At 71.4% G+C, this 22,289-nt stretch carries 17 protein-coding genes; 7 read left to right on the forward strand and 10 right to left on the reverse strand.

Translation table 11 applies throughout. From position 1 onward, the window contains the following. Positions 1-91 precede the first annotated feature (91 nt). Positions 92-631, reverse strand: a complete 540-nt coding sequence (locus ACZ61E_RS25000) for a tripartite tricarboxylate transporter TctB family protein (RefSeq protein WP_469702094.1) — start codon at positions 629-631, stop codon at positions 92-94. Further along, positions 628-1,611, reverse strand: coding sequence for a Bug family tripartite tricarboxylate transporter substrate binding protein (locus tag ACZ61E_RS25005; protein ID WP_469702095.1), 984 nt, complete (start codon positions 1,609-1,611; stop codon positions 628-630). Before ACZ61E_RS25005 ends, ACZ61E_RS25000 begins: the two co-directional genes overlap by 4 nt. 133 nt (positions 1,612-1,744) lie before the next feature. On the opposite strand from ACZ61E_RS25005, the gene ACZ61E_RS25010 reads away from it, so the two are divergent. Beyond that, complete coding sequence (locus ACZ61E_RS25010; protein WP_469702096.1) at positions 1,745-2,431, forward strand: response regulator; 687 nt, start codon at positions 1,745-1,747, stop codon at positions 2,429-2,431. 84 nt (positions 2,432-2,515) lie between these two features. Here ACZ61E_RS25010 and ACZ61E_RS25015 read toward each other — a convergent pair whose 3' ends face one another. Next, positions 2,516-3,364, reverse strand: a complete 849-nt coding sequence (locus tag ACZ61E_RS25015) for a GntR family transcriptional regulator (protein ID WP_469702097.1) — start codon at positions 3,362-3,364, stop codon at positions 2,516-2,518. 278 nt (positions 3,365-3,642) lie between these two features. Here ACZ61E_RS25015 and ACZ61E_RS25020 point away from each other — a divergent pair, with 278 nt between their 5' ends. The 6 genes from ACZ61E_RS25020 (at position 3,643) to ACZ61E_RS25045 (ending at position 11,331) form a co-directional block, all read left to right on the forward strand. After that, positions 3,643-4,911, forward strand: a complete 1,269-nt coding sequence (locus ACZ61E_RS25020) for an extracellular solute-binding protein (protein ID WP_469702098.1) — start codon at positions 3,643-3,645, stop codon at positions 4,909-4,911. A 133-nt stretch (positions 4,912-5,044) separates the two neighbouring features. Beyond that, positions 5,045-6,031, forward strand: a complete 987-nt coding sequence (locus tag ACZ61E_RS25025; RefSeq protein ID WP_469702099.1) for a carbohydrate ABC transporter permease — start codon at positions 5,045-5,047, stop codon at positions 6,029-6,031. Continuing rightward, a complete protein-coding gene (locus ACZ61E_RS25030) occupies positions 6,028-6,867 on the forward strand; it encodes a carbohydrate ABC transporter permease (RefSeq protein ID WP_469702100.1) in 840 nt (279 codons plus the stop codon). The genes ACZ61E_RS25025 and ACZ61E_RS25030 overlap by 4 nt, the downstream gene beginning before the upstream one ends. Positions 6,868-6,965: 98 nt before the next feature. After that, the gene (locus ACZ61E_RS25035; protein ID WP_469702101.1) at positions 6,966-8,561 is read left to right on the forward strand and encodes a beta-N-acetylhexosaminidase; all 1,596 of its coding nucleotides are present in this window, start codon (positions 6,966-6,968) and stop codon (positions 8,559-8,561) included. Positions 8,562-8,613: 52 nt separating this feature from the next. Beyond that, the gene (locus ACZ61E_RS25040; protein WP_469702102.1) at positions 8,614-10,038 is read left to right on the forward strand and encodes a cellulose binding domain-containing protein; all 1,425 of its coding nucleotides are present in this window, start codon (positions 8,614-8,616) and stop codon (positions 10,036-10,038) included. A 252-nt stretch (positions 10,039-10,290) separates the two neighbouring features. After that, complete coding sequence (locus tag ACZ61E_RS25045; RefSeq protein ID WP_469702103.1) at positions 10,291-11,331, forward strand: lytic polysaccharide monooxygenase auxiliary activity family 9 protein; 1,041 nt, start codon at positions 10,291-10,293, stop codon at positions 11,329-11,331. A gap of 85 nt (positions 11,332-11,416) precedes the next feature. Here ACZ61E_RS25045 and ACZ61E_RS25050 read toward each other — a convergent pair whose 3' ends face one another. The 7 genes from ACZ61E_RS25050 to ACZ61E_RS25080 form a co-directional block, all read right to left on the reverse strand. Continuing rightward, positions 11,417-12,322 (reverse strand): esterase/lipase family protein, encoded by a 906-nt coding sequence (locus ACZ61E_RS25050; protein WP_469702104.1) that lies wholly within the window; start codon positions 12,320-12,322, stop codon positions 11,417-11,419. Between the two features lie 216 nt (positions 12,323-12,538). Then, positions 12,539-13,546, reverse strand: coding sequence for a DNA polymerase Y family protein (locus tag ACZ61E_RS25055; protein WP_469702146.1), 1,008 nt, complete (start codon positions 13,544-13,546; stop codon positions 12,539-12,541). Further along, a complete protein-coding gene (locus ACZ61E_RS25060; RefSeq protein ID WP_469702105.1) occupies positions 13,543-17,019 on the reverse strand; it encodes a DNA polymerase III subunit alpha in 3,477 nt (1,158 codons plus the stop codon). Before ACZ61E_RS25060 ends, ACZ61E_RS25055 begins: the two co-directional genes overlap by 4 nt. A gap of 202 nt (positions 17,020-17,221) precedes the next feature. Then, positions 17,222-18,307, reverse strand: coding sequence for a S1 family peptidase (locus ACZ61E_RS25065; protein WP_469702106.1), 1,086 nt, complete (start codon positions 18,305-18,307; stop codon positions 17,222-17,224). 439 nt (positions 18,308-18,746) lie between these two features. Then, complete coding sequence (locus tag ACZ61E_RS25070) at positions 18,747-19,646, reverse strand: S1 family peptidase (RefSeq protein ID WP_469702107.1); 900 nt, start codon at positions 19,644-19,646, stop codon at positions 18,747-18,749. Positions 19,647-19,934: 288 nt separating this feature from the next. Further along, positions 19,935-20,735, reverse strand: a complete 801-nt coding sequence (locus ACZ61E_RS25075) for a DUF1684 domain-containing protein (protein WP_469702108.1) — start codon at positions 20,733-20,735, stop codon at positions 19,935-19,937. 35 nt (positions 20,736-20,770) lie between these two features. Next, positions 20,771-22,051: a DUF5685 family protein gene (locus ACZ61E_RS25080; protein WP_469702109.1), complete on the reverse strand. Its 1,281-nt coding sequence runs from the start codon at positions 22,049-22,051 to the stop codon at positions 20,771-20,773. Positions 22,052-22,289: the final 238 nt, after the last annotated feature.

The raw sequence follows: 22,289 nt of genomic DNA on the forward strand, positions 1-22,289 counted from the left end.
GTACGAGTCCGATCCTCCGCCTTGCGATGCACCGCACCAGCCGCCGCGAGCCCCGCCCTACGGGCGGACGGCGCCATTTGTCAGACACGGCCTAGATCACTCCCATCAGCGGGCCACCGGGGAGGGGGACGCCGAGCAGGTTGTTGAAGAGGAAGTAGGTGACGAGGGAGAGGCCGGCGGCGATGAGCGGGTCGCGGTGGAAGTGCCGGCTGCCGAGCGCGTACGCGGAGCCCCAGAAGAGCAGCGCCCCGGACACCGGGAAGCCGAGGGGGCCGATGAGTACGGCGTTGCCGAGGAAGACCCCGGCGAGCAGCAGCACGGTGCGCCAGTCGCTCGGTTCGCTCAGGTCGATGTCCTCGCCGGTCTCGGACTCGCCCCGGCCGCCGCGCAGGACGTCGGCGCTGAGGAGGGCGGCGACGACGAGCAGACCGATGCCGACGGCGATCGGTACGGTCTTGGGGCCGATCGGGCCGCGCTGGGTGATGTCGACGTCCATGGTGAGGGCGTCGGTGAGGACGAGGACCCCGAGGACGAGCAGCATGAGGCTGACGCCGAGTTCGGAGTGTTCGCGCAGCCAGCCGCGGGGGCCGGGGGCCTCCGCCTCGGGAGGGGTGGTGGGTTCGGTGGTCACAGCCCGAGCTCCTTCAGGACGGATTGCACGCGCTTGTCCTCGGCGGCGAGGAAGTCGCCGAACTTGTCACCGGTGAGGAAGGCGTCGTCCCAGCCGTTCTTCTTCAGCGACTCCTTCCACTGCGGTGAGGCGTGCAGCTTCTCGAAGAAGGCGATGAGCTTGTCGCGCTGGGCGTCGGAGAGGCCGGGCGGCGCGACGACGCCGCGCCAGTTGGTGAAGTCGGTGTCGAGACCCGCCTCGCGCAGGGTGGGCGCGTCCATGCCGGGGGTCCGTTCGGGGCCGGTGACGGCCAGCAGGCGCAGCTCGCCCGCCTCGATCTGGTCGCGGTACTCACCGAGACCCGAGACACCGAAGGCGACCTTGTTGCCGAGGATGGAGGCGAGGAGTTCGCCGCCGCCGTCGAAGGGGACGTAGTTGACGGTCCTGGGCGCGATTCCGGCGGCCCGTGCCATCAGCATCGGCGCGAGGTGGTCGGGTCCGCCGGGCGAGGATCCGCCGCCGACGGGCAGTTTGGCCGGGTCCTTCTTCCATGCCGCGACGAGGTCGTTGATCGTCTTGTACGGCGAGTCCTTGGCGACGACGACGATGTCGGTCTCCTCGCTGATGCGGGCGATCGGCGTCGTGTCGGCGAGGGTCTCGTGGGAGTTGTTGGTGCGTACGGCGCCGACGACGCCCAGGCCCATGGAGACCACGAGCTTGCCGTTGCCGTGTTCGCTCACGGCGCGGGCGAGACCGACGGTGCCGCCGGCTCCGGGCAGGTTGAAGACCTCGATGTTGTGGTTGAGTTCGGCGTCCTCGGCGTTCTTGGCCATGGTGCGGGCGGTGATGTCGTAGCCGCCGCCGGGGGTGTTGGGGACCATGAAACGCAGGCCGGGTATCTGGGTACCGGTGTCGTCGCCACTGCCCTTGGAAAGCAGCGGCGGACCCACCAGCACCAGCAGCGCGGCCCCGAGGAGGGCGAGGGGAGTGCGGAATCGCACGTGTGCCGCCTTTCAGGGATGCAAGTCGTAGGGCAGTGAGGTGGCCCACATGTTGCCTTCGCGTTAAGAAGCTGTCTCTCTTCCGGAATCAACGGACGTTGTGGTCGTTGCGGTCGCGGCTTAGCGTGTCGGCGTGACAAAGGTGCTGGTGGTGGACGACGACTTCATGGTCGCGAAACTGCACGGCCGCTATGTGTCCGCGATGGACGGGTTTGAGGTCGTCGGTGTGGCCCACAGCGGCGCCGAGGCGCTGCGCGCCGCCGAGCTGCGCCGCCCCGACCTGGTGCTTCTTGATATCTATCTGCCGGACATGGACGGGATCGCCGTGCTGCGCGAGCTGCGTGCGGCGGAGGCGCGGGACGCGACCCGTACGAGCGTGGACGCCCTGTTCATCACGGCGGCGCGGGACGCGGGGGTGATCCGCTCGGCGCTGCGGGCGGGGGCCCTGCACTATCTGATCAAGCCGTTCAGCCAGTCCGCGCTCCAGGAGCAGCTGCGGCACGTGGCGTCGCTGCGGACCCGGCTGGACCGGCTGGGCGAGGCGCGCCAGGAGGACGTCGACCAGATCTTCGGTACCCGCCCGCCGGGCTCCCGTGAGCTTCCGAAGGGGCTGGCCGCGCACACGGCGGAGCTGGTCGAGCGCACGCTGCGCCGCCACGCGGAGGGTCTGTCGGCGACGCAGTGCGCGGACGAGGGGGCACTGTCGCGGGTGAGCGCGCGGCGGTATCTGGAGTACTTCGCGGACACCGGCCGTGCGGAGGTCACGCTGCGGTACGGGGGGACGGGGCGTCCGGAGCGGTGCTACCGCTGGGTGGGCTGAGGGGCCCTTACGGAAGGGGGCCGCGCGGAAGGGGGCCGCGCGCCGGTGGGCCGGGCCGGGAGGGGGCGGGCCCGGCGCGCCCGTTCAGCCGCCCGACTGGATGTCGCCGCGCGTGGACGACGTGATGGTGTCCCCGTGGGCGAAGTCGCCCGGCGGGATGCCCGGATGGTGCCCGTCGCCGCCGGCGGACACCGCCGCCGCGGCTGCCGCCGGGCCGAGGGTGAGGCGGGAGACGATGCGGTAGCGGTCGCCCCGGTAGAGGGAGTGGACGTATTCCACCGGCCGCCCGGCGGTGTCGGAGGTCAGCCGCTCGAAGAGCAGCGCGGGGGAGAGTTCGGGCACGTCGAGGAACCCGGCCTCCGCGCGGGTGACGACGGTCGGTTCGATGGCCTGGACGGCTTCGTGGACGTGCACCCCGTGGGTGTCCCGCAGGTGCTCGTAGAGATCGCCGTTCTCCAGCTCCTGGGCCGACAGGCCGGGAGCGAGCGCGGCCCTGATGTGCAGGTGCTCGATCGCCATCGGGGCGCCGTCGACGAGCCGCAGCCGGGCGACGTAGAGGATGTCCTCGGCCGGTGACATGCGGAGCTTGCGGCCGACCCGGGCGCCGGCCTGGTGGGTGGTGAACTCCAGCAGCCGGCTCGACCAGGTGCCGGCCGCCCGGGGCACGGTCAGGGTGAGATCGGCGGAGACCAGCTCCTGGGTGATCTTCGCGGGGGCGACGAACATGCCGCGGCCGTGTTCGCGGACCAGGAGTCCGGCGGCCACGAGTTCGTCGATCGCCGAGCGCACGGTGGGCCGCGAGACTCCGAGCAGCGCGCACAGGGCCCGTTCGGACGGGATGGCGTCCCCGGGGCTGCGCGACTCGATCAGCTCCAGGACGGCGTCGCGGGCCCGCTCCCTCTTGAGCACCGTCCCGGGTACGTCGACATCCATGGTGTCCCCCTCCGGACGCCCGTATCACCCAACAGCTCTACCAGACTAACCAGTTCATGCGACCAGTCGACCAACTGATGCCACTGGTCAGGTCAAGTGTAGCCGTCTCCGGGAGGGCGAAAGCTCGTTGAAATCCGGCGAGATCACCAATGCCCGCTATTTCGCGGGGGGTTGACGGCCCCATTGGTCTATGCCACCTTCGTCCAGCATCAAGAGGTGAGCTGTCCAGTGGACCTCACTGGTCAGGTGGTCAGGTCTTGCTCTGTCAGGGGTGAATCGTGAAGTACCGCTTGCTCGCCGGTGGGTCCGCGCTGGTCGTGGCCGCCGCGCTCAGTGCCTGTAGCGCCTCGTCCGGCTCCGCCGGTGACGGTGGCGACGGACGGACGACGGTCGATGTCTGGCTGATGCGTGACAGCGTCTCGGCCGGGTTCCAGCGGGAGTTCGTGAAGGGCTTCGAGGCCGAGCACCCGCGGATCAGGGCCAAGGTCCAGATCCAGGAATGGGACGGCATCGGCCAGAAGATCACCGCCGCGCTCGCCGGCAACGACGCCCCCGATGTGATCGAGGTGGGCAACACCCAGGTGGCGCAGTTCGCGTCGAGCGGTGGGCTGCTCGATCTGAGCGACAGCAAGAAGGAGCTGAAGGGCGACGACTGGCTGAAGGGGCTCGCCGAGCCGGGTTCGTACGAGGGAAGGCAGTACGGCGTCCCGTTCTACGCGGCGAACCGGGTCGTCGTCCACCGCACCGACCTGTTCGAGCGGGCGGGCGTCGACGCCGCGGAGATCAGGACGCGCGAGCAGTGGATCGAGGCGACCGCCAAGCTCAACAAGGGCGATACGCAGGGCATTTACCTGCCGGGCCAGCTCTGGTACGCGCTGGCCGGCTTCATCTGGGACGAGGGGGGCGACCTCGCCACCGGGTCGGGCGGCGGGTGGAAGGGCGCGCTGGACACCCCCGAGGCCCTGCGCGGGATGGAGTTCTACGAACGCCTCCAGGCACTGGGCAAGGGCCCCAAGGACTCCGACGAGGACGATCCGCCGCAGGCGGAGGTGATGGCGAAGGGGCAGGTGGCCCAGATCCTCGCCACTCCGGGCCTGGCCGGCGCCGTCATCGAGAACAACCCCCGGCTCAAGGGAAAGCTGGGCTTCTTCCCGATCCCGGGCAAGAGCGCCGGCACTCCCGGCGCCGTCTTCACCGGCGGCTCCGACCTGGTGGTCCCCGCCGCGGCCGGTGACCCGGAGGAGGCGCTGACGCTCGTCAAGGAGCTGACGGGTGACACCTGGCAGAAGAAGCTCGCCCTCGCCATGAGTTATGTGCCGAACCGGACCTCGCTGGCACCGGCCGTGGCGGACGATCCGGGCGCCGCCGCGATGGCGGTGGGCGCCGCCAACGGACGCGCGACGCCCAACACGCCCGGCTGGGCCGCGGTGGAGGCGGAGAACCCGGTCAAGGACTACATGACCGCGGTCCTCGTCGGCGGCGACGCCGCGAAGGAGGCGGCGAAGGCGTCGCGGGACATCACGCGGGCGATGAACGCGGGCTCCTGATCCAGAGAACGCGGGCCGGGCTCCCCCGTACGTCACCCCCCAAACCCGCCGCCGTCCACACCCGACGCACAACCCGAGAGCGGTTCCCGCCAGTGAGTCCACCGAGAGCGATTCCACCGAGAGGAGGCGCGCCGTGCCGGTCGTCAGTGAGCGGACCGCACCACGCACCCCCCGGCACCGACCGGCCACCGGCCCTCCGGCCGGACCGCCCGTGCGACGGCTCCCCCGCCCGCCGCACGGCCTCTGGCCGTACGCCCTGATCGCACCCGCGATCGCCGGCATGCTCTATCTGCTCGTCTATCCGCTGCTGCGGGCCGTGCTGATCTCGCTCCAGGACTTCCGGCTCCGCCAGCTGATCAGCGGGAACGCGGAGTTCGTGGGACTGCGGAACTACCGGACGCTGCTGTCCGACCCGCGGTTCTGGGAGGTGACAGGCCGCACCTTCGCCTTCATGGCCGTCAACGTCGTCCTGATCATGGCGATCTCCACCCTGGTCGCCCTGATGACCGAACGGCTGGCGAAGGCGGGGCGCACCGTCGTCCTCGGCGCGCTGGTGCTGGCCTGGGCGATGCCGGTGGTGGCGGCGACCACCGTCTTCCAGTGGCTGTTCCACTCCGAGTTCGGGATCGTCAACCAGTCGCTGACCTCGCTCGGATTCGGGTCGTTCGAGCGCTACCCGTGGTTCGCCGACTCCACCGCGGCCTTCGTGATCCTCGTCGTGCTGATCGTCTGGCAGTCCGTGCCGTTCGCGGCGATCACCCTCTACTCGGCGCTCACCACGGTCCCCGCCGAGCTGTACGAGTCGGCCCGGCTCGACGGGGCCTCCGGCGCCCGGATCTTCCGCTCGGTCACCTTCCCGGTGCTCCGGCCGATCTTCCTGCTGGTGTTCTCGCTGGAGGTGATCTGGACGTTCAAGGCGTTCGTCCAGATCTGGGTGATGACCCGCGGCGGACCGGGCGACGCCACGACGATCCTGCCCGTGTACGCGGTCCAGACGGCGCTCTCCGCCCAGCGCTACGACCTGGGCTCCGCCGCGTCGATGGTCACGGTGGTCCTGATGTCCGGGGTGCTCGTCCTGTACTTCCGTCAGATGCTCCGTCAGGAGGACGAGTCGCGATGACCCCGCCACGCTCCCGGGTCCGCCGGATCCCGCTGAACGCCGCCGCCGTCGTGACCGTCGTGGTGTGTCTGTTCCCCGTGTACTGGATGGTCTCGACCGCCTTCAAACCGTCCCGTGACATCCAGTCGGCCGACCCGCTGCCGGTCCCGCGGACCTGGACGCTGGACCACTTCCGCCGGGCCGTGGCCGCCGACGGCTTCGAACTCTTCTGGCGCAACAGCGTCCTGGTCACGCTCGGCGCGGTGCTGCTGTCGCTGCTGGTGGCACTCGGGGCGGCGTACGCCGTCGCCCGGATGCGCTGGAGGGGCCGGCGGCAGTTCATGCTGATGGTCTTCATCGCCCAGATGGCTCCGTGGGAGTCGCTGATCATCCCCATCTACATCATCTCCCGCGACACGGACATGCTCGACCGGCTGCCGACCCTGACCCTGGTCTACTTCATGATCACGCTGCCGTTCACGATCGTGGTGCTCCGGGGCTTCATCGGGACCATTCCGCCCGAGCTGGAGGAGGCGGCCCAGGTCGACGGCTGTTCGCGGACCGGCGCCTTCCGGCGGGTGGCCCTGCCCCTGCTCGTGCCGGGGCTGATGGCGACCTCGCTCTTCGGCTTCATCACCGCGTGGAACGAGTTCGCCTACGCCAACTTCCTGATCATCAAGGAGCAGGACAACCGCACCCTGCCGGTCTGGCTGTCGTCCTTCCAGAACACCTTCGGCACCGACTGGGGCGCCACGATGGCCGCCTCGACACTCTTCGCCCTGCCCGCGCTGGTGATCTTCCTGCTGCTCCAGCGCCATGTCACCGCCGGTCTCGCGGCCGGCGCCGTCAAGGGCTGACCCGTACGCAAGGCCGCGCGCGACGGCGGGCCCGTGAAGGACCGCCGAGGAAGACCCGCGAACCGTCCGAGAACCCGAACTCCCGGAGGCCACCCGCCGTGTCAGCGTCACACCCCGAACTCTCCCTCGTCCCCAGGCCCCGCAAGGTCTCTCCCCGTCCCGGCCGCTTCACCCTCGACACCCGCACCGCCGTACGGTCCCTGCCCGGCACGCACGCGGCCTCGGACCTCCTGCGCACCCTGCTCACCCCGGTGACCGGACTGCCGCTCCCGCGCTCGGGCGACGGGGAGATCGTGCTCGCCCTCGATCCGGGGCTCGGCGGACTCGGCGACGAGGGGTACGGGATCACGGTCGGCCCGCGGGCGGTGGTCCTGCGCGCCGCCCGCCCCACCGGGCTGCTCCGCGGGGTCCAGACGATCCGTCAACTGCTTCCCGCCGAAGCCCTGTCGGGCCGGGGCCGGCCCGGCGGCGGGCCGTGGGAGCTGCCCTGTGTCGAGATCAGCGATGTGCCCAGACACCCCTGGCGCGGCGCGATGCTCGATGTGGCCCGGCACTTCCAGCCGGTCGCCTATCTGCGCAGATACGTTGACCTGCTCGCCTTCCACAAGCTCAACACCCTCCATCTCCACCTCACCGACGACCAGGGCTGGCGCATGCCGGTCGACGCCTTTCCCCGGCTGACCTCGGTCGGCGGCCACCGCAGCGAGTCGATGACCTGGCCGCCGGGTCCGGGCGGCGACCGGTTCGACGGCGTCCCCCACTCGGGGGCGTACACCAAGGCGGAACTGCGGGACCTGGTGGGCTACGCGGCGGACCGCGGGGTGAACGTCGTGCCCGAGATCGAGATGCCCGGTCATGTGCGCGCGGCCCTCGCCGCCTACCCCGAGCTGGGCAACCACCCGGAACGGAGCCTCGACGTCTGGACCAGATGGGGAGTCTGCGACACGGTGCTCGGCGTCCACGACCGGGCACTCGACTTCTGCCGGACGGTCCTGGAGGAGGTCATGGACGTCTTCCCGTCCCCGTATGTCCATATCGGCGGCGAGGAGTGCCCCACCACCGAGTGGGAGAACAGCCCGGCGGCGCGCGCCCGCGCCGCGGCCGAGGGGCTGAGCGGCCCGGCGGCGCTGCACGGCTGGTTCATGGGCCGGATCGGGGCGTTCCTGGTGGAACGGGGCCGCACACCGGTCGGCTGGGCCGAGACGGGCACCGAACTGCCCGTCGACTTCACGGTGATGACCTGGCGCGATCCGGCGCACGCCCTGGCCGCGGCGCGGCGCGGCCACCAGGTGGTGACGGCTCATCACCGGGCCACCTATCTCGACTACGCCCAGTCCGCCGAGCCCTGCGAACCGCCCGGCCAGCCCGGCGACCCCGTCGCACTGCACGCCGTCCACGGCAACGAGCCGGTGCCGGGCGACTGGGAGGCCGGGGAGACCGCCCGGGTCCTCGGCACCCAGGCGCAGTTGTGGACCGAGTACGTGAAGACACCCGACCGGATCGAGTACCTCACCTACCCCCGGCTCTGCGCACTCGCCGACCGAGCCTGGTCCGGCGGGCACAGCGACTGGACCGGTTTCGTGCGGCGGCTGCGCCACCACACCGCGCGGCTCGACGCCCTCGGCGTCCGCTACCGGCCACTGACCCCGCGCTCCCTCATGACCACTCCCGCAGGTGACCACCCCCGCAGGTAAGGCGCCGCTTCCGTAACCCCTCCCCCACCACCGTTCCGGAGAGGAACACCCCATGACACAGAACATCAAGAGCCGCCTGCGCGCGGCAGCCGCCGCCGCTGTCACCGTGGCCCTGAGCTGTACGGCGCTGGCGGCGACGCCCGCCTCCGCGGCGGCCGGCGGGCTCGTCGTCCAGTACCGCACCGGCGCCACCGGGGCGACGGCCGACCAGAGCGAACCCTGGCTGAAGGTGCGCAACACCGGCAGCGCCGCCGTCCGGCTGGGCGACGTCAAGCTGAGGTATTGGTTCAAGGCCGACGCGCCGTCCGCGTCCTACCGGTTCGCCTGCTCCTGGGCGGTGAAGGGCTGCGCCGACATCACCGGGACCTTCGGGACGGCCGCGAACCCGACGGCCACCGCAGACCGTTATCTGGAGATCTCTTTCACGGCCGGGGCGGGCACCCTGGCCCCCGGCACGGACACCGGGGACATGCAACTGCGGTTCCACCAGGCGAACTGGCAGCCGCTGGGGCAGAGCGACGACTACTCCTTCGGCCGGGAGCGGTCCACGTACGGCGACTGGTCCCGGATCACGGCGCACGTCGACGGCGCGACGGTCTGGGGCGAGGCGCCCGGCGGCAACGGCCCGACCGACCCCACGGATCCCACCGACCCGACGGAACCGGCCGACGGGCCCACGCTGTTCGACGACTTCGACTACAGCGGCCACGGCGATCCGAGGATCGCCGCGAACGGCTGGAGCGTCCGCGCGAACTCCGGCGGTCCGGGTGTGCCCGGGGCCAACTGGGTGCCGGAGAACGTCACGTTCGCCGACCAGGGCGGCAACTCGGTGATGAATCTGGAGACGTCCACCGCCGGCACGGCCGCGTCCACGGAGCAGACGGAGATCCTGACCCGGTCCATGAAGTTCCGCAACGGGACGTACGCGGCGCGGGTGAAGTTCAGTGACGCGCCCAGGTCCGGCCCGGACGGGGACCGTCTCGTCCAGACGTTCTTCACCATCAACGATCTCAAGGCGCCGATGGCGGACGACTACGCGGAGTACGACTTCGAGTATCTGCCGAACGGCGGCTGGGGCGAACCGGCCAACATCCTCTACACCACCTCGTGGGAGACCTACCGCCCCGACCCCTGGGAGGCCGTCAACCAGCACAGCGAGGTCCGGCAGAGCTACGCCGGGTGGCACGACCTGGTGGTGACCATCGACGACAGCGCCATCACCTACTACGTCGACGGTCAGCACTTCGGGACTCACGGTGCCGCCTATCTGCCGGAGCGGCCGATGTCCATCAACTTCAACCAGTGGCTGATCGACCTGGCGGGCCAGACGAGCACCACGCCGCGCTCGTACGACCAGCAGGTGGACTACGTCCTGCATGTGAAGGACCAGGTCCTCAGCCCCGCCCAGGTGGGCGCGCTGGTGAACGGGTACCGCGCGGCGGGCACGGCGTTCGAGGACACCGTGCCGGAGGTCTGAGGGCTCCACGGGCGGGCCGGGCAGCGGTCGCGCGGCCCAGTCTCAGCGGTCGCTTAGGCACGCCTTAAGCGGACCATAAGGATCCTCTTCGCCCCGTCCGAGCAGGCCGTTCCCGGGTTTCGAGGGGCTAGCTTGCTGAGGGCCGGAGCGGGACGGCCACCGGTGGCGCCGTGTGCAACGGAGGTCACGCCGCCGGGAGTCCGTTCCGCTCCGCTCCCCCTCGCTCGTGCCGCTCAGAAGGAGAACGGATCCATGACCGCTCGTCGCAGGACCACTGGAATCGTCGTGCTGGGTGTCGCGCCGCTCGCCCTCCTCGGGCTCGCGGCCGTCCCCGCCGCCGCCCACGGCTCGATGACGGACCCGGTCAGCCGTGTCTCCGCCTGCTTCGCGGAGGGACCCGAGAGTCCGAAGTCGGCGGCCTGCGAGGCGGCGGTCGCGGCCAGTGGGACGCAGGCGTTCTACGACTGGAACGAGGTCAACATCGCGAACGCCGCGGGCAACCACAGGTCGATCATCCCGGACGGCAAGCTCTGCTCGGCGGGCCGCGACAAGTACAAGGGGCTCGACCTGCCGCGCGGCGACTGGCCCTCGTCGCCGTTCACCGCGGGCAACCGCACCTTCACCTACCGGGCCACCGCCCCGCACAAGGGGTCCTTCGAGCTGTACGTCACCAAGGACGGCTACGACCCGGGCAAGCCGCTGAACTGGTCCGACCTGGAGGACGAGCCGTTCGCCAAGGTCACCGACCCCGAGCTGGTCAACGGCTCCTACGTCTTCGACGGCATCGTCCCCGCCAGGTCGGGCCGCCATCTGATCTATTCGATCTGGCAGCGTTCGGACAGCCCCGAGGCGTTCTACACCTGCTCCGACGTGGTCTTCGGCGCCGACAACGGCGGTTCGGCCGCCGCTCCCGAGGCGTCCGCCCCCTCCGAGGCCGATGTCGAGGAGGGCGCGTCCAAGTCCACCGTCGACCACGGCGGGCACGGTGGTGACGGCCCCGACAAGGCCGGGGAGTCGGGGGAGTCCGGGACGAAGGCCGCCGTGAAGGACGCGTCCGGTTACCAGGAGCCGGCCGGTGAATCCGGGGACAACGCCCCGGAGGCGAACGAGGCCGGGGCGGCCGAGCCGGAGCCGGCGGGTGGTTCGGAGAACCTCGCCGAGACCGGTGGCGACAGCACCACGCCGTACATCGCGGCGGGCGGTGCGGCGATCCTCGCCGCGGGCGCGGCCGTGATGTTCGGTACGGTCCGCCGCAGGACCCGGCCCGCGGCGGGCGGCCGGCACAGCCGCTGACACACCGTCCGCGCGGGGCTCCGGACCGATCGGTCCGGGGCCCCGCGGCATGTCCCGTGCCGTGCGAGGGAGCCGTGCCGTCGGCTCAGCCGATGACCGACGCGCAGGTCGTCGGTGTGGCACGGGCCGGGTCGAGCGCGTTGGCCACCTCGTGGAAGGCGATCCGGTCGATCAGCCCGATCGCCAGGTGCTCGGAGACGTTCACCGCGCACAGGTCCTGGAGAGTGACGTTGCGTACGTCCGGCCCGGACAGGAACTGGCTGCGGTACGGGGTGACCACCTGGTCGTAACGGGTCGCGATGACGGTGTACTTGACCCCGGGCACGGTGTCACCGCCCGCGTTGAGCTTCGTGAGGAACGCCGATCCGGCGATCTGGTCGGCGAGCGCGGGGGTCTTCTCGGAGAGCAGGTCCTCCGCGCCGGGGAAGTGCGGGAGCAGCTTCGTCAGACCGAGCAGGGTCGTGCCGTGGTTGTCGGGCGCGAGTCCGACCAGGGCGTTCACCTTCTGTGCCCCGCCGAGGAACTTGAGGTAGTGGCGGGGCATCATGCCGCCCTGGGAGTGGCCGACGATGTCGGCCTTCGGGGCGCCCGTGGCGGCGAGTACCCGGTCGACGTACGCGCTCAGCTGCTCGGCCGACTTGTCGATGGGGCCGAGGCCGTTGAAGAACGGCACACCGGGGAGCTGCCCGTAGTCGAGGGAGAAGACGCAGTAGCCGCGGTTCACCAGGTACGGGGCGAGACCGAGCCAGTTGTCGACGGAGTTGCCGAAGGTGCCGTGGACGAGGACGACGGGGCGGGGGTGGGCGGCGGACGGCTTGCAGGAGTAGTTGTTCCAGCCGCTGCTCGCGGCGGCGCCGGTGACGGACGCGGGGGCGGTGACGGCTGTCGGGGTCGCGGTGGGGGTGGCCGCGACGGCGGGGGCGGTGGTGGCGGCCGAGACCGCCAGCAGCAGCGCCGCCAGTGGTCCGAACGCGCGTTTCCAGGGCAGCATCGAGCGATCTCCTTGCGGCTCAAGGGGGAAGAGGCGATAGCTGTCAGCCCTGTGGCCCGGACCACATTTGGCTGTGCTCATGCCAAGTTACGCACGGGTAGGAACCGGAAGGGAAGTTACGCGTCGGTAAAAACTGAACGGATGCCCGGGCCGCGCCGGCGCCGCGCTCCGGGTCCGCCGCGCCCCGGCGCCACCACGACCGGGCCACCCGCCCCGTCACACGCGGTGCCGCGCGTGCCCCCGTACGGCGAGCGTGCCGGGGACGACCGCCCCGGGGCCGAACCTGGCACGGGCCCGGTCCGCCACCGCCTCGATGCGGCGCGCCCGGTCGTCCACGGGGTCGAACGTGAGCTGACGGGTGGCCCGTTCGGCCGGGGCCAGCCCCTCGGCCCGCAGCGACAGGGCCCGTACCCGCGCCCGCTGGAGCCCGAGCGAGTCATGGATCCGGTAGGCGGCGCCGATGAGCGCGACGGAGTGCGCGGTGGGTTCGCGCAGCGTACGGGCGCGGGTCGTCGTGGAGCGGTCGGCGTAGCGCACCGTGAGCGTCAGCGAGCGGCAGACCTGCCCCTCGCCCCGCAGCCGTCCCCCCAGCTCCTCGGTGATGGAGAGCAGCGCGGACCGGTGCCGGTCCTGGTCCAACTCGTCGTGGGAGAAGGCCCGTTCGGCGGCGAGCGAGCGGGCGGACGCGTTCGGGACGACCGTCGTGCGGTCGATGCCGTGGGCCTTCTCGTACACCTCGCGCCCCATCCGCACCCCGGCGACCCGTTGCAGGGTCGACAGCGGTACGGCCGCCGCCTCCCCCACGGTGCCCAGTCCGTACGAGCGGAGCGTACGGGCGGTCGCCGCGCCGACCCCCGGCAGCGCCGCGACCGGCAGCGGCTCCAGGAACTCCGCGACCGCCCGCGCCTCGTCCGGGACGGTCAGCGTAGTGCCCGGCGCCGCCTCACGCGCGGCCATCCGGGCGAGCATCGGGGTGCCGGCGGCGCCGATCGCGCAGCCGGCCCCGACGTGCGCGAGCGCCCGCACCCGCAGGACGGCGGCGATCCGGGCCGCGTCCTGCCCGAAGTACCGCTCGGCACCGCCCACATCGACCAGCGCGGAGTCCGGCGGCAGCGCCTGGACGACCGGGCTGAGGTCCTCGATCAGCCGGAGCAGGGCGGGCAGCGACGCCTCGGTCCCGGCCCCGGTCACGGTCTCGTGGTGGAACCGTACGCAGAGGATCATCCCGCGCTCCCCGGACTCGAATGCCACAACTTCCGCCCCGTGGGCAGCCCTTCGCCGGGCGGCCGGAGATCGGCCCAGGGGTTCATCGCGTAACCCGTGGGCATCTCGATGCGCCTGCCGTTGTCCGCCCCGGTCCCCGGTCCCGGCGCCGGGGTGTCCAGCGCGGCGGCGACCGCCTCCAGACCGCCCTTCTCCCGCAGTTCGACCAGCTCCGCCAGGTTCCAGGCCGCCGCGCCGACCACACTCAGGCTCCGCGCGCCGCGCCGCTGCACCACTCCGCGCACCAGCAGCAGCCAGGAGTGGAAGACCGTGTGCGCGCACGCCTCGTGGCTGTCGTCGAAGAAGGCGAGGTCGACCAGGCCCGTGCCGTCGTCGAGCGTCGTGAAGATGACCCGCTTGCCGGAGCGGATCGGCGGGGTCTGGGTGGCCACCTTGGCGCCGGCGACCAGGACGGTCCTGCCGTGCGGCACCTCCCGCAGCCGTTTCGCCGACATCACGCCCAGCTCCTCCAGGAACGCGTAGTGGTCCGCCATCAGATGGCGGGAGGCGTCCATGCCGAGTACGCCGAGTTCGGCGCTCAGCCGTTCCGTGTCGCCCAGGTCGGGCAGCCCGGCGGGTGCCGTCCGCCGCCCTCCTCCCAGGGGGAGCTGGTCCCCGTGCGCGCCCGCCCGCCGGGTCGCACCGTGCAGTTCCGACAGGTGCAGCAGCAGATCCCGTCTGTTGGCGCCGAACTCGTCCAGCGCGCCCACCTGCGCCAGCCGTTCGGCGACCGGGCGGCCGGGCCTGGCGCGCTGCCAGAAGTCCAGCAGCGAGGAATAGGGCTGTCCGGCCTCGATCCGCGCGGTCTCGGCCTCGCTGATGCCGTGCACATCGGACAGCGCGAGCCGCACCCCCCAGTTACCGGACACCAGTTCGATTCGATGGACCGCCGCCGACCGGTTCACATCCAGCGGCAGCACCGGCACCCCGCGCCGCCGCGCGTCCGCCAGCAGCAGCCGCTTCGGGTACATGCCGGGGTCGTGCGTCAGCAGCCCGGCGAGGAAAGCCGCCGGATGGTGCGCCTTGAGCCAGGCCGACTGATACGTCGGCACGGCGAAGGCGACGGCGTGCGCCTTGCAGAATCCGTACGACCCGAAAGCCTCGATGATCTCCCAGGCGCGGGCGACGACCTCGGCCGTGTACCCCTTCTCCCCGGCCGTCCGCTCGAACCAGAGCCGGATCCTCGCCTGCGACTCGGGGTGGGAGAGCCCTCTGCGCACCCGGTCGGCCTCCTCCCGGCCGCAGCCGGTCATGATGTCGACCATCCGGATGATCTGCTCGTGGAAGACGACCACACCGTAGGTCTCGCGCAGCGGCTCCTCCAGGTCCTCGTGCGGATAGCGGACGGGCGCGCGGCCGTGCCGGGCCTCGATGAAGGGCCGCACCATGTCGGCGGCGACGGGGCCGGGCCGGAAGAGCGAGATGTCGACCACCAGGTCGTGGAACGTGGCGGGCTGGAGCCTGCCGACCAGATCACGCTGGCCGGGCGACTCGATCTGGAAGCAGCCGAGGGTCTCGGCGGAGCGGATGAGTCGGTATGTCTCCGGGTCGCCGTCCGGCACCTGCGCCGGATCGTCGATGTCCAGCTCCTGTCCGGTGGCGCGCCCGATCTCGGCGACGGCGTGCGCCATCGCCGACTGCATCCGCACACCCAGTACGTCGAGCTTGAGCAGCCCCAGCTTCTCGACGTCGTCCTTGTCGAACTGGGACATGGGGAAGCTCTCACCACTGGTCGGCACGACCGGCGTACGGCGCAGCAGCGAGGAGTCGGAGAGCAGCACTCCGCAGGGGTGCATGGCCATTCCGCGCGGCAGCGCGTCCAGCGCCTCCACCAGGTCCCACAGCCGGGCGTGCCCCGTCCCCTCCTGCCGTGACTCCTCGGCGACCTCGCGCAGTTCGGGCAGTTCGTCCATCGCCGCGCGGGCGTCGCGCGCCCGGATGTGCGGGAAGGACTTGGCGATCCGGTCGATCTCGGCCGGGTCCATGGACAGGGCGGCGCCCACGTCCCGTACGGCGTGGCGGACCCGGTAGGTCTCCGGCATCGCGACGGCCGCGACCCGCTCGGGGCCGAAGCGGTCGAGGATCGCGCGGTAGACCTCCAGGCGCCGCGCGGACTCGACGTCGATGTCGATGTCCGGGAGTTCGAACATCTTCGGGTCGGCGAGCCTGCGCTCGGAGAGGAAACGTTCCATCAGCAGTCCGTGCGCGACCGGGTCGGCGTGCGCGATCCCCAGCAGATGGTTGACCAGCGAGCCGGCCCCGGAGCCGCGTGCCGCGACCCGGACGCCCATCCGCCGTACGTCGTCCACGACCTGGGCGACGGTGAGGAAGTACGAGGGGTAGCCGAGCCGCTCGATCGTGCCCAGCTCGGCCTCCGCCCGGTCCCAGTACGTCCGGTCCCGGTCGTAGCCGCGCAGCACCATCGCCGCGGCCACCCTCGACCGGAGCACCCGTGCGGCGGCGCGGCGGTCGGCGCCGACCAGCCGCGGCTCGGGGAAGTGGACGGCGCCGATCCCGAGATCGCCCCTGGGGTCGACCCGGCAGCTCTCGGCCGTCTCCCGGGTCATGGCCAGCAGCCGGTGCGCGGTGCCCGGTCCGAGCCCGGCCGATTCGGCCACCAGCTCGGCGGTGCGGGCCATCGCCGCCGGCTCCTTGAGCCAGCGCTCCCCGCTGTCCAGACCCTTCCGCGGGTCGATGGGCACCAGCCTGCGGGCCGCGTCGAGGACATCGGCGACCGGACCCTGACCGGGGTCGGCGTACCGTACGGCGTTGCCGAGCACGGCCCGTACGCCCTGTTCGACCGCGAAGCCGAGGGTACGGGCGGCATGCCGCAGCGATCCCGGACCGGTGCCCTCGCGCCCGTGGTGGACGACCTCCAGACGCAGCGCGCCGCCGTAGACCTCCCGCCAGGCGGCGAGCAGCCGGGCGGCGTCGCCGGTCCGGCCGGCGGCCAGGGCCCGGCCGACACCGGAGTCGGGGCCGAGGAGCACGGTGACGCCCGTGCCGTGGTTGTCCCGCCAGGGCAGCAGCGGGGCGCCGTCCCCGGCGGCGTGCGCGGTGGTGACGAGCCGGCACAGATCGGCCCAGCCGGCTGCGCCGTCACGGGCGAGGAAGACGGCGCGGGGCGCGGACTCGTCGACGAAGGCGCCGCCGCGCACCGGGGTGCGCCGCCGTACGGCGGGGGTCCGGACCCGATCGCGCGCCGGCCCGCCCGCCGGTTCGGCCACGGCCAGCTCCACCCCGAACAGCGGTCTGATCCCCTGCCCCTCGCACGCCTCGATGAAGCGGACGGCGCCGCCGAGGGTGTCGCGGTCGGTCAGGGCGAGAGCGTCCATGTCCCGTGCGGCGGCGCTCTCGGCCAGCCGTTCGGGATGGGAGGCCCCGTACCGCAGGGAGAACCCCGAGACGGTATGCAGATGCGTGAACCCGGGCATCCGCACCTCCTGATCGATCCGCTCTCACCTCCCCCGCTCCCACCATAGATGAGTATCGAACGTTTGTGCGACATCACGGCTCGTCAGCCGCCCGGACCCCTCCCACCTGCGGAAACACCGGGCACACGGAAAAGCCCGGCCCGCCGGTGACGGCGGGCCGGGCCTCTTGCTCCTGTGGTGCGCCTTCGGTCTGTCCGTACGGTCAGCCGATCTCGGCGCCGAACTCCGAGAGCGCCTCCGGCACCGGCTGGAAGAAGGTCTCGCCACCCGAGGAGCAGTCACCACTGCCACCCGAGGTCAGACCCAGCGCGGTGTCACCGGCGAAGAGCGAGCCGCCGCTGTCGCCGGGCTCGGCGCAGACCGTGGTCTGGATGAGGCCCTCGACGACGTCGCCGCCTCCGTAGTCCACGGTGGCGTCGAGCGCGGTGACCTCACCGTCGTGCACCTGGGTGGTGGAGCCGCTGCGCGAGACCGCCTGGCCGACGGTCGCGTCGCCCGCCTGCGCGATGGCCTGCGTGCTGCCGTCGTACAGGTCGACCTCGCTCGGGTGCTCCGTGGAGCCGGTGTACTTGACGAGCGCGAAGTCGTTGCCCGGGAACTGCGAGTCCACCATGGAGCCGATCTCGGCGCCGCCGGCGGAGTCGGACCAGGAGCTGCCCGTCGTACCGCAGTGGCCCGCGGTGATGAAGTGCGGCTCGCCGCCGACGGTCACGTTGAAGCCGAGGGAACAGCGGCCACCACCGGAGTGGATGGCCTCGCCGCCGGCTATGAACTTCTTGAACTCCCCGGCGGTCCTCTTCAGTTCGGCCTTGGTGCCGAGCTTCTCCACGGACTTGGTGAGCTTGTCGAGCGCGGCACCCTTGACGGTGCTGTCCGCCGTGACGACGACCTTGTTGGTGACCGGGTCGACGGCCACGGCCGTGCCGGGGGTGCTCGCCTTGCCCGTGAGGGAGCCGCGGGCGTCCTTCAGCTCGGCGAGGGAGTGCGCCACGACCTTCGCCCTGGCGCCCGCCTCACGCACGGTCTCGGCGGCCTTCTCGTCCACGACGTTGACGACCAGGGCCTTGGTCTTGCTGTCGTAGTACGAGCCGGCCGTGTCACCGGCGAGGTCACCGGCGAGGCTGGATGCGAGCTTTCCGGCCGCCGGCGCCGACAGCGTCTTCGTTGTGGTCGCGCCCGTGTCCTCACTGGCGTTCGCAGTCTGGAAGGAAATCCCGGCCACGACCATGGCGGTGACGGCGCTGCTCGCGATCGCCACGCGCTTCCTGGAAATGCGACGGTGCTTCAACTGATACCTCCTGTGGGGGCCATGTCATCGCATGTGGGGTGCGGTGACATGGAGGATGGGGCGCCCACTATTCCTAAACTCGCCAGTAGCACACAAGGTCGACTTCAGGACGTGCACACGGCGGGTTCACTTCCTTTTCAACCCGGTCACGTGGGGAGGTCAGAGTTGGGCCGTTCCATTCGTGAACACTCGGAGCAATCAGGGAATCGGCAGCGGGTGAGGACTAGTCCTGTCTTGAAACCGCCCATCAAGTCCGGGAGTTCACCCCGGCCGCACGGTCCCGGAACGGCCGGGGACACCCCCGGGGAGGGTCCCGGACCACCCGCGGACCACCGCCCCGTGAACGCGCCGAGTCCCCGCCCGGAGCTCACGGGCGGGGACTCTTGTCAGCGCTGTCCGGCTCGGCCCGTCAGGCAGGCCGGACGGTGCTCGGAGGTGCTCAGGTGATGCTGACGCCGTACGCGTTCAGCGCCTCGACGACCGGCTGGAAGTACGTCGTACCGCCGGAGGAGCAGTTGCCGCTGCCGCCCGAGGTGAGGCCGATCGCGCGGCTGCCGGAGTAGAGCGGGCCGCCGCTGTCGCCGGGCTCGGCGCAGACGTTGGTGCGGATCAGGCCCGAGACGATGTCGCCGCCACCGTAGTTGACCGTGGCGTTGAGGCCCGTGACGCTGCCGCTGTGGGTGCCCGTCGTGGAGCCGCGACGGGTCACCGACATGCCCACCGTGGCGTTGGCCGCACTGGTGATGTCGATGCTTCCGACGGTGCCGGGGCGCGAGACCGAGGAGTTGGAGTAACGGACGATGCCGTAGTCGTTGCCCGGGAAGCTGGAGCCGGCCGTCGGGCCGATGAGGGTGGTGCGCGCCGAGTTGGTGTACCAGTTCGGGTTGCCGTCGGTGCAGTGCCCGGCGGTCAGGAAGTAGTCGGTGCTGCCGCTGCGCACGTTGAACCCGGCCGAGCAGCGACCGGTGGGCGAGTAGATCGCGTCGCCGCCGGAGAGGAGCTTGGAGAGCTTGCCGGGGGTCCGCTTGATCTTCACGGCGCCGGCGTTGGCCCCGGCCTCGGCCTTGATCTCGGCGATCTCCGCCTTGCTGACGGTGGAGTCCGCCTCGACGACGAGAGCGTTCGTCGCCTTGTCGACATACCAGGCGGTGCCTGCCACGTCGGCGCCCAGGACGGCGTCACTCGCCGCCGTCAGCTGGTTCGCACTGAAGGTCCCGGCCGTGTCGGCGCTCGCCGTGGGGACGGCGAGTGCCGCGGCGGCGACGAAACCGGTGGTGATGGCGAGCAGGCGCGTGCGTCTCGCCGTGCCGCCGCGGGGGGTGGTGCGCTTGATCCTCACGTGTGGTTCCTCCGAAGGAATCTGGGGCCTGATTGGGGGTGGTCCGGCCCGTGAGGCGCAGTCAGGGATACGTCCGCATTCCGGATGTGCCGTGCCCCTGACAAGCGCTGAGGGGAGTATTGGATGCGCCAACCAGCCGCGCAAGGGCGCCTTTCAGCCACTCCAACCGGCCGGAACATCGCTTGTCGTCCTGAAATCACCGTCCGCGCCCCGATCCTTCAGTGACCACATCGCGAGACAGCCCCGGTCCGCGCGGCGCGGACCGGGGCCGTCACACGGCTCGGAAATTCAGCGGAGGACCACGTTCCGCTCCCCCGCCGGGACCTCGAACGGCAGCGTGTTCCCCGGCGGCGGGAACGGGCAGATGAAGTGCTCGGCGAAGGCGCACGGCGGCAGCAGCAGCCGGTTGAGATCGACCGTCACCGAGCCGTCGCCGGCCGGCGGGGACGGCCGCAGGAAACGGAAGCGATAGCTGGTCAGGCCACTGGTCGCGTCGGCGATGACCGCCCAGAGCGACCCGTCGGGCTCGACGGCGGCCCGGAGCGTGCGCTCCGTACCGTCGAGGAGGAAGGCCAGTTCACCCGCGAGCCCGAGTCCGCGCTCGCGCCCGTCGGCGTTCCCGACACGCACGGTGCGGCTCTCCGGGTACGGCCGGAAGCGCCCCGGCAGCACCCAGCGGCCGTCGTACGGCGTGGCCTCGACGGTCCGGAACGCCCTGCGTGCCGGGGAGTCCGGGTCGAAGTCACGTACCGCCCAGAGCCCTTCGCGGCGCATGACCACCAGCCTGCGTCCGCCGTGCGCGACCCGGGACTCATCGATGGGGCCCCGGTCGGCGGTCAGGACGGCCTCACCGGTCAGCGGCCGGCCGTCGACCGTGATCCCGTCATCGGCCCCGGCGGTCACCGACACCCCGTCAGGACGCTCCCGCCATACGCCGGGTACGGCCGGAATTCGACCTTCCGGGTACTCGGAGAGCCAGTGGGTCCCGGTGAGCGAGAGCGGCCCGTGCGGCGCCGAGACCGAGGCGACGCGGCGTTCGTGCCATTTCTTCCAGTTCCGCGCGGGATCCGGGTCGGTGTCGGTACTCATGCCGACGCAGCCTGCCATACGCGCCGCGACCGAACTCAGCAGCTGCAATCGCAGCAGTCACAGCAGTCGCACCAATCACTGTCCCGGCAGGCACCCTCGCGCTTCTTGCGCGACCACGGGCCCTCGTACTCCTTGGCGCAGCAGAGCTTGCAGGTGCAGCAGAGGCCGATCGCCACCGCGCAGCCGGCCCAGAATCCGCGCCGCTCCGGCCGGGCCGGCCGGGGAAGCGGGTCGGGTCCGGGACCGCCCGGACCACCCGGACCACCGGGCGCGCCGGGACCGCCACCGCCGTAGGGGTTGCCACCGCCGTGGGGATTGCCGCCGCCGTACGGATTGCCGCCGCCGTACGGATTGCCGCCGCCGTAGGGATGGTTCGAGCCGTACGGGTTCCCGCCCTGCCCGCCGCCGCTGTACGGGTTGCCGCCGCCCTGGACGCTCGCCTGCCCCGTGTGCGAGCAGGACGACGTACCGAAGGCGCGGTCGACCGAGGTGCGCAGCTCGTGCACCAGCAGCACGTGCGCCAGCTTGTCGTCGACGAACTCCGCGTCGCGCAGCGCCAGCCGGATGCCGTGCAGCGCGTCGTCAGCGAGCCTGCGCGCCTCGGCGAGTGGGGTACCGGTCGCCGTCAGCGGGTTCCAGGAACCCGAGGCGGCGTCGGCTGCCCGGTCCTCCACGGCGTCCAGCAGGTGCGCGAGCCGCCCGAAGAGCCGGCCCGCCTCGGCGAGCGGCGCGATGTTGCCCGGCCGGCCCACGAGTACGGCGGTGTGCGCGAAGGCGGCGGCCGTCGCCGTCTCGGTCGGCTCGGTGACGGTGAGCAGCGGGGTGCCCGGTCCGGCGAGCGCCTCGATACCGGTCTGCCGGTCGACCGCGTCGACGAGCACCGCCGTGTCGAAGCCCAGCTCAGCGCCGGTACGGGCGCCCGCGCGGTCCCAGCCGCCGGCTATCCGGCGCGCGGCGACCGCGATCGGCCGGCGCCCCAACACCCCGTCCCCGTCGGCCACGTGGTCCCGCACCTTGGCCGAGGCGAGTACCAGTGAGACCGCCGCCGCGAGACGCGCTCCCTCACCTTTTGCCACCGGAGCGATTCGCATGCCTCGAAGTGGGCAGGGGCCAGCTGTGCGCCGCCATCCGGTGGCACGCTCGGCCTGAGCCTCCGTCAGAACGGAGACGATCAGGCCGTCGTAGTTGGTGACGATGCGGGAGAACTGTCCGTGGTCCGAGCGAAGTGCCAGGCAGAGCCCGCACAGATGGGCCGTCCACTCGGTCTTGAGCCCCTCCGAGAGCCGGTGGCTGCATGGCCTGACTATTCCGAACACGACGGTTCCCCCAGAAGTCGTTCAACGGTGCGTCGGGCATCGTATCGAGCCATCGGTTTCACCCGTACGTCCCCACCGTCACCCGTCTGGCCGGACTTTCATATTTTCGGTACGTCAGGGCCCGTACAAAGGAAGAAACCTGACGAATCACCATATCTTCTGCACCAGTACCGTCACGAATCCCTTGCGCGGCGACAATCCACTTGGCGCGCGATCCGGATGATGGACAACCATAGAG

The organism is Streptomyces sp. NPDC104581, from assembly GCF_055583685.1.